Below are 11,319 nucleotides of genomic sequence, written 5' to 3'. Positions count from 1 at the left end.
GGTCGGAGCTGAGCACCACCGCGAGCCCGGGCGACTTCCCGGCCGGAACATCCACCACATCACCCGGAAGCAGCCTGCTCAGGGAGTCCTCGGTCAAGGACTTCCTGGCCCGGGACGTGCTCCGGGAGGCCATGGTTTCGGCATCGCCCAGGGCCCGCCGCAGCCTCGCGTATTCGGTGAAGTCGCCCAGGTGGCAGGTCATGGCCTTGCTGAACCCGGCAATGGATTCTTCCCGGCTCCTGACCTGCCGGGCCAGTCCCACCACGGATCGGTCCGCCTGGAACTGGGCAAAGGATGACTCGAGGATCTCCCGGGCGCGCGGCCGGCCGAACTGCGCCAAAAGGTTGATCGACATGTTGTACGTGGGCCGGAAGCTGGAGTTCAGCGGGTAGGTCCGCCGTGAGGCCAGGCCGGCGACGGCGGCCGGATCCGTTCCGGGCTGCCACAGCACGACGGCGTGGCCCTCGACGTCGATGCCGCGGCGGCCGGCGCGGCCCGTCAGCTGGGTGTACTCCCCCGCCGTGATGTTGACATGGGCCTCGCCATTGAACTTGTCCAGCTTTTCGAGCACGACGCAGCGGGCCGGCATATTCACGCCCAGGGCCAGTGTTTCGGTGGCGAAGACGGCCTTGACCAGCCCGTCGACGAACAGCTTCTCCACAACCTCCTTGAAGGTCGGCAGCATGCCGGCGTGGTGCGCGGCGAGCCCGCGGAGCAGGCCGTCCCGCCAGCTCCAGAAGCCGAGCACATCGAGGTCATCCGAGGGGATGTCCTGGGCCGCCTCGTCGACGCGCCGGGCGATGATCTGCTGTTCGGCCTCGCTGGTCAGCCAGAGTCCGGCCGCGACGCACTGGGCCACGGCGGCATCGCAGCCGGCGCGCGAGAAGATGAAGGTGATAGCCGGCAGGAGGTCCTGCCGGTCCAGGCTGGCGATGACCTGCGGCCGGCTGGCTTTCCGCACCGGGCTGCGCTGGGCTCCCTGCGGTTCGTCCCGCTGGCTGCGTTGCTGCCGGCGCTGGTTCCGGCCGCCGTGGCCGAAGCGGCCACGGAAATTCATCTGGCTCTCGGCCCGGGCCATGGACAGCAGTTCCGGGTTGACCTCGAAGCCGGCCCGCCCGGGCGCTTCCGAGGTGACGGCGGCCGCCGGGCCCCCGACAACAGCCTCGGCTACGGCGTCGGCGGACGCCTCCCTGGCACTTGTCTCACTGGCAGTTGCCCCACTGGCAGTTGCCCCACCAGGCAGCGCGATCTCGTCAAAGCTCGTGTCACCGGCAAACAGGTCCACGATCTTCCGGCCCACCATGACGTGCTGCCACAGCGGCACCGGGCGGTGCTCGGAGACGATCACATCGGTCTGCCCGCGGACGGTGTCGAGCCACGCACCGAACTCCTCGGCGTTGGAGACCGTGGCACTCAGGGACGCCACCTGGACCTCGCTGGGCAGATGGATGATGACTTCCTCCCACACAGCGCCGCGGAAGCGGTCGGCGAGGTAGTGGACTTCGTCCATGACCACGAAGCCGAGATCATCCAGGGTGTCCGAATCCGCGTAGAGCATGTTGCGGAGCACTTCGGTGGTCATCACCACCACCGGGGCGTCGCCGTTGATGCTGGTATCTCCGGTGAGCAGGCCCACCTGGGCGGCGCCGTACTTGGCGGCCAGTTCAGAGTACTTCTGGTTGCTCAGGGCTTTGATGGGGGTGGTGTAAAACGCCTTGAGCCCACGCTGGAGGGCCAGATAGATGGCGAACTCCCCCACAATCGTCTTCCCGGCGCCGGTGGGGGCTGCCACCAGCACGCCACGGCCGGCCTGCAGGGACAGGCATGCTTCGCGCTGGAAGTCATCGAGTTCAAATTCGAGCGAGCGGATGAACCCGCCCAGATAGGTCTTGGCTTCAGCAGCCCGCTCGACGCTGGCGCGGTAACGTTCGGACGGTGATTCCGGCCCGGGGTGTGAGGACATGTTTCCAGCCTAGTGCGCGAAAGGCTAGAGATTCTCCAGCTCGGAGCTGGGGGTGGCGTGGTCGGCGGTGGCTTCGGTCTCGGCGTCGTGTTTGACGGCGCGCCGCTCGCGCCGGCGGTCGTTGAGCAGGCACAGCCCGATCGCGGCGAAGAACAGCGCCAGCATGGGGCCGGCCAGGTAGAACATGCTCATGGCGTCGGCGCCGGGAGCGGCCATCGCGGCGAACAGGCAGACCAGGAAGACTGTGATCCGCCAGCTCTTGAGCAGCTGCTGGCCCTTGATGAGCCCGGCCAGGTTCAGCCCGAACAGAACCACCGGGAGGAGGAAGGCGATGCCGAAGGCGAGCAGCAGCCGCAGCACGAAGGACAGGTACACCTGGGCGCTGATGAAGTTGGAGCCGCCCGACGGCGTGAAGTCGGTCAGGACACGGACCGCGTTGGGCAGCACGAGCCAGGCCAGCAGGACGCCGCCGACGAAGAGCGGCACAGCCGCCGCCACGAAGGACAGGGCCAGGCGGCGTTCCTTCTTGTGCAGCCCCGGCACGATGAAGGCCCAGAGCTGGTAGAGCCAGACGGGGCTGGCGATAATCAGGCCCAGGAACACGGAGACCTGAATCATGAGGTCGAACGAGCTCGCGACGCCGTCGAAATTCAGGGTCGCCTGGCGGCCTTCGTGTTCATTCAGGTCGCGGATCGGCTTGATCAGCGCCGCCAGCATTGGCTGGTAGACAAGGAAACCCACTACCGTCCCAAGGACGACGGCGATTGCCGCCTTGAAGAGCCGGTTGCGCAGCTCTTTGAGGTGGTCGAGGAGCGCCATCCTCCCCTCGGGGTTCGATCGACGGCTCATGGTTACTGCCATGCGGTCTTAGGCGCGGGTCGACGGCGGAACGTCGGTTCCGTCGCCCGTGCGGCTTTCCGGTGCGCCGGCCTGCGGGTGGTTGATGACCCGTCCTTCAACCGGCTCGGAGCCATCCTTGGCATCGGTGGTGCCGTCCTTCTTCATTTCCCGGACTTCCGACTTGAAAATGCGCATCGACTGGCCCAGGCTGCGGGCCATGCCCGGCAGCTTCGGCGCAGCGAACAGCACCAGTGCCAGAACGATGATGATGATGAGATGCCAGCCTTCAAGCCTCATGGGGAGAGGTCCTTYCGTTTGAATACATCCTATGTCTAACGCGTTTCGATGTCGCGCAGTGCCTGGGGTTGCCCGCGGTCCTTCTTGCGTTGGATGCGGCGCAGCCGGCGGGCGTTTTGCCGGGCGAGCTTGGATGCGTGGTAATCATGTCGCATCCGCGCGGGCGAGGCAAAAATGGCGTCGCCGGGCGCCGGCCGAAGGGACTCGTCCGCGCTGACCGGGTCACCAACGCCGGCCGCTGTCGAACCGGCCGCTGAAACGGTGCCGGTGCCCGCTGGTGAAGGCAGGGTGGAAAAGCGGTCCGCGGCTTCRCCCAATTCGGTGAGCGTCGTCGTGGCCTGCCGGAACAGCCGGAAGCCGAGCACGCCGAAGAACAACAGCGACAACGCGACAAGCGCTATCCAAATAACGATCCAGGACCACCAAGGCATGCTGATCAGTCTATCGGGCGATCCGGGAAGGCTTCGTATTGCGTTAGGGCCGCGGCGAGCCACTCCCGCGACGCGGCCGCGAGGGCCTCTGGCTGCAGGATCCGGACCATCCCGCCGTGCTGGGCCACGAACATCGGCAGCCAGTCCGTGCTGCCAAACCGGATTTCGGCGAGCATTCCGCCGCCAGGCAGGGCCGCGGTCCGCTCGGCGTAATAGTCGTCAGCGAGGCCGGTGCCGCGGGGTGCGAGTTCCACCAGGACCACCGTGTCGTCGTCGTTCGGGGTGAACAGTTTCACCGGAAAGCTGTCCGCCGGCTTTGCCGTCGCGGCCGCCCGCCGGCCGTTGGGCTCAAGGGCTTCGATCCTGTCCAGCCGGAAGTTGCGGAGGCCCTGGGCGGAGTGGCAGTACGCCTCGAGGTACCACGTGTTGTCCAGCGAATAGAGCCGCAGGGGGTCCACGTCGCGTTCGGACACGGCGTCGCGCTGCGCCGAGAAGTACCTCAGGTGCAGCTGCGCGCCGGATTCGAGGGCGGCGCGGGCAGTGTCGAGGACGGCGGAATTGCCGGGGGCCACCTCGGGGCCGGAGAGCGCCGCCGCCTTGACGCCTTCCTCCCCCGCCGCGGCCATGAGTTTCAGCGTCACCGATTCCAGGGCGCCGYCTTCGGCGAGTTCGGGCAGGCTGTTGAGGGTCTCCAGGCCGGTCAGGAGCGCACAGGCCTCGTCCACGGTGAACCGTACGGGGCGGGTCAGGTCCAGGGCCTGGGTGATGAATACGTGGTCATCGTCCCACTGGATGTCCAGCAGATCGTCGGGGTACCCCTCCGGGAGGCCCGAGCAGATCAGGATCCGCAGGTCGTCCTCGAGTGCCTTGCGGGTGATGCCAAACCTGGCGGCGACCTCGCTGATGTGCAGTCCCTGGTTGTGGACAAGGAACGGGACGAGTTGCAGCATCCGCTTGAGCTGGTCCTCCGAGGTTCGTTTCCGGGTACGGCCGGCGCGGCCCGCCGCCGGGAAGGCCACATCCGGCAGGGGCCTGTCGGCGAACTCGGCGGCTGCCGTGAGGCGGCGGTGGACGGCGCCGGCGAGTTCGGGGGGTGAAATCACGGTGACGCGGGGACCGTAGGAGGCCAGCTCCTCGCCCAGGGTCTCGGCATCGCGGAAGGGCACCGCGAGGCGGTCCGTCCCGGCCGAATGCCCCGGCGCTGCGGCTTCCGGCGCTGCGTCCTCCGGCGCTGCGTCCGGAACTGCGTCCGGAAGCGGCTGGGCGCGTTTGCGGAGGCCCAGGAGCCGCCCGTGTTCGACGTCGACCACGGCGCTCTGCACCGGCAGCTCGGCCAGGCCGGCCAGTTCGGCGCGGACGTTGAACCCGGCCGGCGGCGTGAAGCTCTCCTTCTCCAGGACGGTCACTGCGGACGTCAGGCGGGACAGGCGGAAGAACCGTTTGTCCCCCCGGCCCCGGTCGTGGCCCACGAGGTACCACTGGCCGAAGCGGCTGCCCAGGCCCCAGGGCTCCACCAAGCGTTCCTGCTCCTGGCCGGTGCTGCCGGCGAGGTAGCTGAACCGGACCGGGTGCTGGGCGTGTATCGCGGCGACCAGGTCCTCGAAGGCCTGGCCGGCGGGGCGGATGCGCGGCTGGACTCCGGTGGGGAGTTCGGCGTCGACCAGGCCGCCGGCGGCCTGCAGCTTCCGGACCGCGTCGACGGCGGCGGAGCCGAGGGCGGCGTGCTCCCAGAGCTGGGCCGCGAGGATCAGGACCGTGCACTCTTCAGGGGTGAGGGTGACGTCGGGCAGCCGGTTCGATTCCTTGCCGATCCGGTAGCGGGTGGTTGCCGGGTCGTCGGAGCYCCAGCCCGTGTCCGTCACGGCCTCGACGTCGAAGCCAAACTGGCGCAGCTCGCCCTTGTCGCGTTCGAACATGCGGCCGAAGGCGACGTCACTGCTCGTGGTGTCGTGGTAGACCTTTTCGCGCAGCTCGCTGCGGCGCAGGCCGTACTTGGTGTTGAGCAGGGCGATGAGCAGGTTCAGGAGGCGTTCTGTACGTGAGGCGGACACCCCGCAAGGGTACTAAAGCCGGTCGCGGAAAATGACGAAAGCGCGGCAACAGCCGGAAGAACTTTTCCGATTGTTACCGCGCTTCGTTCCCCGGGGGGCGGGTGGGGACTAGCGGACGGCGACGAGGTCCACGACGAAGATCAGGGCCTCGTTGGGGCCGATCGCCCCGCCGGCGCCACGGGAACCGTAGGCAAGCTCGGACGGGATCTCGAGCCGGCGGCGGCCGCCGACCTTCATGCCCAGCAGGCCCTGGTCCCAGCCCTGGATGACCTGGCCGACGCCGACCCTGAAGTCCAGCGGCGCGCCGCGGCCCCAGGAGGCGTCGAATTCTTCACCGGTGGACCAGGCGACGCCCACGTAGTGGGTGGAGACGGTGTCGCCGGCTTTGGCCTCGGCGCCGTCCCCTTCGATCAGGTCGGTGATGACCAGTTCGGTGGGGACGTCTCCTACGGGGAAGTCAATTTCCGGCTTCTCGCGGTCGAGGTTGCGCTGTCCAAATGACATGGTTACTCCTTTGAGGTGACGTGTAGTGGTGGCAGTTGTAGCGGTGGATTACTTGACGCCGAGGATATCGACGACGAAGACGAGGTCGCCCTTCGCGTCGCCCTGGCCCTGATCTCCGTAGGCGAGGTCCTTCGGGACGACCAGGAGGACGCGGGAGCCGACCGTCTTGCCGGTCAGGCCCTGGGTCCAGCCCTTGATGACGCCGGTCAGCGGGAAGGTGGCCTTCTTGCCACTCTCGAAGCTGGAGTCGAAGACCTTGCCGGTGGCGAGGGCGACGCCGACGTAGTTGACGGTGATTGTGTCGGTCTCCTTGAGGGCCTGGCCCTTGCCGGTGATGAGGTCCTGGGAAACCAGCGCGGTCGGCGCCTTGACGCCGGCGACCGAGATCTCCGGAACGCCCTTGTCGTTTTCCTTGACGGTCGGCAGTCCGGCCGGCGGGGTGACGGCGTCGCCTTCGGGCTTGTCCAGGACCGGCGGTGCGTCCTTGGCTGAGAGCACCTTGACGATCAGGAGCTGCGTCGGCTTGGCCTCGGCACCCTCGGCTGCGGCCTGGCCGGGAACGGCCAGGGCGAGGTGCGAGCCGATCTTGGCGCCCACGAACGCGTTGTAGATGACGGGGCTGCTGCCCTTGAGCTCGTCGTTCAGTTCCAGCGGCTCGGGATCGTTAGGGAACGTGTCCTCGAGGGTGGAGCCGTCCTTGCCGTTGAACGCCAYGATCGAAATGTCGGCGATCTGGTTGGCCTTGACCCGGTCGCCACTGCCCTCGGTGACCACCTTGACAGTGGGTTCCTTGACGTCGAGCGGCTTGGTGAAGTCGACACCGGGGGCCTTCTTGTCACCGTTCTCAGTCAATTTGACCGAGTCCAGCTTGGCGGTCTCACCGGCGGACTGGCTGGTGGGTTCCGGAGCCGGAGGCGCTTCGTTGCCGCCGCAGGCGGTCAGCAGCAGCAGTCCGGGAAGAAGAATTGCTAGTAGTCGGCGCAATTGGAAACTTTCGTCGAGGCAGGGTGGACTCAGTGCCGTTCGGTTTCCCGTGGCAAAGAAAGCGGCGGCCGCAGGGCGGCCCTACCCCAGAATAACGTGCGAAGCTGGGTATCAGCCCATCGAGTCCAGCAGCGCATCCACCCGGTCGTCCACGCTCCGGAAGGGATCCTTGCACAGGATGGTCTGGTGGGCGCGGTCGTTCAGCTTCAGATGGACCCAGTCCACGGTGTAGTCGCGGCCGAGTTCCTGGGCGCGCCGGACGAAGTCGCCGCGGAGTTTGGCGCGCGTGGTTTGCGGCGGGGCATCCACCGCGTCCTTGACCGCGGTGTCGTCCACCACGCGGCGCACGGCCCCGCGGGCCTGGAGCAGGTAGAAGAGCCCGCGGCCACGGGAAATGTCATGGTAGGTCAGGTCCAGCTGCGCAATCCTGGGAGCGTCAAGGCCCAGCCCGTGCCGTTCCCGGTAGTTGTCCATGAGCTTTTTCTTGATGGCCCAGTCCACTTCGGTATCGATCGTGCTCGTGTCGCCGCTTTCGATGGCGTCCAGCGTGCGCTCCCAGAGGTCCAGGATCAGCGGCACGTGGGGGTTGTGCGCGCCGTGTTCGGCCACGAACGCGGTCACCTTGCCCAGGTATTCGCGCTGGATTTCCAGGGCCGTGAGCTGCCGGCCGTTGGCGAGCCGGACCAGTGCCCGGCCGCTGAGGTCGTGGGAGATTTCCCGGATGCTGCGGATCGGGTTCTCCATCCGCATGTCGCGCATGATSACCCCGGCCTCGATCATCCGCAGGATSAGGTCSACSGTSCCGAYYTTGAGCAGCGCCGTCGTYTCGGACATGTTGGAGTCGCCCACGATCACGTGCAGGCGCCGGTAGAACTCGGCGTCCGCGTGCGGCTCGTCCCGGGTGTTGATGATGGGCCTGGAGCGGGTGGTGGCGGAGGAGACGCCTTCCCAGATGTGGTCGGCCCGCTGGGAGAACGCGAAGGTCGCCCCGTGCGGGGTCTTGAGGATCTTGCCGGCCCCGGCGATCAGCTGGCGGGTCACGAGGAACGGGATGAGGATTTCCGCAAGCCGGGAAAATTCCCCGCGCCGCGGGATGAGGTAGTTTTCGTGGCTGCCGTAGGAGTTCCCGGCCGAATCCGTGTTGTTCTTGAACAGGTATACGGTGCCGTTGAATCCCTCCGCCGCCAGCCGTTCCTGGGCTTCGTCCACGAGGTCGCACAGGATCAGTTCCCCGGCACGGTCATGGGCGATCAGCTGGGCGAGGTCGTCGCACTCGGCGGTGGCGTATTCCGGGTGCGACCCGACGTCCAGGTAAAGGCGCGAGCCGTTGGTCAGGAAGACGTTGGAGGACCGTCCCCAGCTGACCACCTTGCGGAAGAGGTAGCGGGCTACTTCCTCCGGTGCCAGCGGCCGGGACTCCGGGCTTGAATAGGAAATTCCGAATTCGGTTTCGATGCCGAATATGCGCTTGTCCATCTCACTTCTCCTCAGCCAGCAATGCCACGATGTCCGGGTCCTCGAGCCGGCGGAACGCCCGGCGGGTGCCGCGGCCGCTTTCCGATCCCCGGTCCAGTACCGCAACTTCCAGTGCGGATACGGGCAGGGTGGTGGTTTCCTTGTCCGCCACGAGCCCGGCGAGGGCCAGCCKGATGGCGCCSGCRAAGTCGAGTTSGCCCTGCCARCCCGCYGCGACMGCYTCSGAGACCTTGTCCGCCTGGCCGCCCATCACWATRAAGCCGTKCTCGTCGGCGATSGACCCGTCAAAGGTCAGCCGGTACAGATGGTCCGCCTCCTGGGCCTGACCGACTTCGGCCACGGCCAGTTCGACCTCGAAGGGTTTCTGTTCGGCCGTAAACACCGCGCCGAGGCTCTGTGCGTACACGCTGGCGAGGCCGCGGGCCGTGACGTCCTCGCGGTCGTAGGAATAGCCCCGGACATCGGCATACCGCACCCCGGCTTGCCGCAGGCTCTCAAACTCGTTGTACTTCCCGACGGCCGCGAACGCGATTTTGTCGTAGATCTCGCCGATCTTGTGCAGCGACGGGGACGCGTTCTCCGCCACGAGGGCAATCCCGTCCCGGCAACTGATGACCACCACCGAACGTCCGCGGGCGATGCCCTTCCGTGCGAAGTCCGCACGGTCCTTCATCAGTTGTTCGGGAGATACATAGAACTGCTGGGTCATCTCAGGCCTCCCGCTGGGCGACGGTGCGGGATTCGATGACGCGGCCGGCCACGGCGGCAAGGTCGCGGTCCGGTACCCGGAAGGCGCCTGTCCGGTTCACGATGTACACCACCGGCCATAGCTGCCGGACGGGGTCCGGGCCGCCGGTGGCGGAGTCGTCGTCGGCGGCGTCGTACAGGGCCTCGACGGCGACCGCCACTGCGTCCTGCTCCGAGAGGCCGGGACGCCAGAGCTTCTTCAGCGCGCCGCGGGCGAACATCGAGCCGGATCCCACCGCGTGGTGCTCCTGTTCCTCGTAGCGGCCGCCCGTGACATCGTAGGAGAAGAGCCGGCCGAAACCTGCGGGCCGGTCGAATCCTGCGAACAGGGGCACGACGGCGAGGCCCTGCATGGCCATGGGCAGGTTGCCGCGGACCATGGCGCCGAGCCGGTTCGCCTTGCCGTCCAGGCTCAGGAGCGTGCCCTCGATCTTCTCGTAGTGTTCGAGTTCAACCTGGAACAGCCTGGTGATGTCCAGGGCGATGCCGGCGGTCCCGGCAATGCCCAGCACTGAATACTGGTCGGCGGGAAAGACCTTCTCGATGTGCCGGCTCGCGATCACGTTGCCCATGGTGGCGCGGCGGTCCCCGGCCATCAGCACTCCCCCGGCATAGGTCATCGCCACGATCGTCGTCCCGTGCGGGGCCTGCAACGGTGCTCCCGGCTGGCCGGCGTGCCCGCCGGCAGGCAACTGGTTGAAAGGCACTTGGCCGAAGGGCATCAAATCGGGCCGTTCGCGCTGCAGATGCTCGGTGAATGAGGACGTCGCGTTGGCTGCTACTCGGTTGGCTGTTGTTTCCTGCACTAACGCTCTCCCTCAACGTGGTGGATCAACGACTCTTCCGGCCCTTAGCCCCTCCCGCCGCCCTCATCCGGCGGCCGGCGGCGCTCCTACTGGCCGCCCTTTTGGACGAATGCGCGGACGAACTCCTCGGCGTTGGACTCCAGCACGCCGTCGATCTCATCGAGGAGATCATCGACGCCCTGGGTGGCTGCCGACGACTGGGCGTCCGCCGGGGCCGGCGGCGCGGCGGGGACGTCCTCGTCAACCTCGGTGTCCCGCGACTGCGGCTGCTGCTGCTCCTGGCCTGCCATTGTTTTCTCCTTCATGTCCGTCCCTTTTCTCCTAAGGGACATCCTGTAGCAATAGTGCCACGCCCGGGGCACCCGCGGGGGGCTTTGTTTTCAGGAACCGGGGCTGAGCCCGAGCAGTTCCGCCAGGAACGTCCCGGCCTCCCGGTGCCTGGCAAACAGGCCGCCGGTGAGGGCTTCGGTCCCGCGCAGCGGCTCGCGGGTAGGGACCCGCTGGAGCCTGCCGCGGCCGGGGACATCGAAGATCACCGAGTCCCAGCTGGCCCCCGCGAGGTCTGCACCGAACCTGCTGACGCAGCGCCCGCGGAAGTACGCCCGCGTGTCCGACGGCGGTTCGGTCACCGCACGGGCAATCGCGGCGTCGTCGACGATTCGGTGCATCCGGTCGCGCGCCAGCAGCCGGTAATAGAGCCCTTTTTCGGGGCGGATGTCGGCCCACTGCAGATCCACGAGACCCAGCCGTGCGTTGTCCCAGCCCAGGCCGTCACGCTGGCGGTAGCCCTCGAGCAGGGACAGTTTGGCGAGCCACTCGACTGAGGATGCGGCCGCCGCCCGGTCACCGCCGAGTTCGCTCAGCGTGGCGGACCACCGCTCCAGGACCTCGTGGGTGTGGCCGTCACCGTCCACGGCGTCCGCGACGCCGGTGTCCTGCGCGTGCTTGGAGGCGGCCTCGAAATAGATCCACTGGAGGTCCAGGGCGCTGATCCGCCGGCCGTCGCCCAGGCGCAGCAACCCGGTGAGCGAGGTGTCGTGGCTGACGGCCTGCAGCGCGGCGACGGGCTCATGGACTTCGATCCGCGGCGCCAGCCCGGCCTCGATCAGGCTCAGGACCATCGCGGTGGTGCCGAACTTGAGGAAGTTGGAGGCCTGGCTGAGGTTGGCGTCGCCGATGATGACGTGCAGCCTGCGGTATTTGTCCGCGGTGGCGTGGGG

At 67.4% G+C, this 11,319-nt stretch carries 12 protein-coding genes; all 12 read right to left on the bottom strand.

All coding sequences use genetic code 11. The annotated features are described in order from the left end of the window. On the bottom strand, positions 1-1,963 hold a 1,963-nt coding region (locus AC1DHX_RS19120; RefSeq protein WP_476900361.1), incomplete at its 3' end, for a DEAD/DEAH box helicase. A gap of 24 nt (positions 1,964-1,987) precedes the next feature. Further along, a complete protein-coding gene (gene tatC / locus AC1DHX_RS19115) occupies positions 1,988-2,782 on the bottom strand; it encodes a twin-arginine translocase subunit TatC (protein ID WP_476858767.1) in 795 nt (264 codons plus the stop codon). Between the two features lie 48 nt (positions 2,783-2,830). Next, on the bottom strand, positions 2,831-3,100 hold the full coding sequence (gene tatA / locus AC1DHX_RS19110) for a Sec-independent protein translocase subunit TatA (RefSeq protein WP_018772900.1): 270 nt from the start codon (positions 3,098-3,100) through the stop codon (positions 2,831-2,833). 35 nt (positions 3,101-3,135) lie between these two features. Then, positions 3,136-3,531: a hypothetical protein gene (locus AC1DHX_RS19105; protein WP_476858558.1), complete on the bottom strand. Its 396-nt coding sequence runs from the start codon at positions 3,529-3,531 to the stop codon at positions 3,136-3,138. A 5-nt stretch (positions 3,532-3,536) separates the two neighbouring features. Beyond that, a complete protein-coding gene (locus tag AC1DHX_RS19100; protein WP_476900360.1) occupies positions 3,537-5,582 on the bottom strand; it encodes a helix-turn-helix transcriptional regulator in 2,046 nt (681 codons plus the stop codon). 108 nt (positions 5,583-5,690) lie between these two features. Next, positions 5,691-6,086, bottom strand: coding sequence for an FKBP-type peptidyl-prolyl cis-trans isomerase (locus AC1DHX_RS19095; protein WP_028275583.1), 396 nt, complete (start codon positions 6,084-6,086; stop codon positions 5,691-5,693). Positions 6,087-6,134: 48 nt separating this feature from the next. After that, complete coding sequence (locus AC1DHX_RS19090; protein ID WP_476900359.1) at positions 6,135-7,070, bottom strand: FKBP-type peptidyl-prolyl cis-trans isomerase; 936 nt, start codon at positions 7,068-7,070, stop codon at positions 6,135-6,137. Between the two features lie 111 nt (positions 7,071-7,181). Then, positions 7,182-8,546 (bottom strand): Pup--protein ligase, encoded by a 1,365-nt coding sequence (pafA, locus tag AC1DHX_RS19085; RefSeq protein WP_476900358.1) that lies wholly within the window; start codon positions 8,544-8,546, stop codon positions 7,182-7,184. Position 8,547: 1 nt separating this feature from the next. Then, complete coding sequence (prcA, locus tag AC1DHX_RS19080; RefSeq protein ID WP_476900357.1) at positions 8,548-9,255, bottom strand: proteasome subunit alpha; 708 nt, start codon at positions 9,253-9,255, stop codon at positions 8,548-8,550. 1 nt (position 9,256) lies between these two features. Continuing rightward, entirely contained in the window at positions 9,257-10,099 is an 843-nt protein-coding gene (gene prcB / locus AC1DHX_RS19075; protein ID WP_028275579.1) for a proteasome subunit beta, read from the bottom strand. Positions 10,100-10,185: 86 nt separating this feature from the next. Beyond that, complete coding sequence (locus AC1DHX_RS19070) at positions 10,186-10,389, bottom strand: ubiquitin-like protein Pup (RefSeq protein WP_476858768.1); 204 nt, start codon at positions 10,387-10,389, stop codon at positions 10,186-10,188. A gap of 90 nt (positions 10,390-10,479) precedes the next feature. Beyond that, positions 10,480-11,319: proteasome accessory factor PafA2 family protein (locus AC1DHX_RS19065; protein WP_476900356.1), on the bottom strand; the 840-nt coding region annotated here is incomplete at its 5' end.

This window comes from Arthrobacter sp. 05N33_2 (assembly GCF_056397425.1).
The sequence above is the reverse complement of the archived record's forward strand: the minus strand, read 5'-3'. Positions and strand labels throughout refer to the sequence as shown.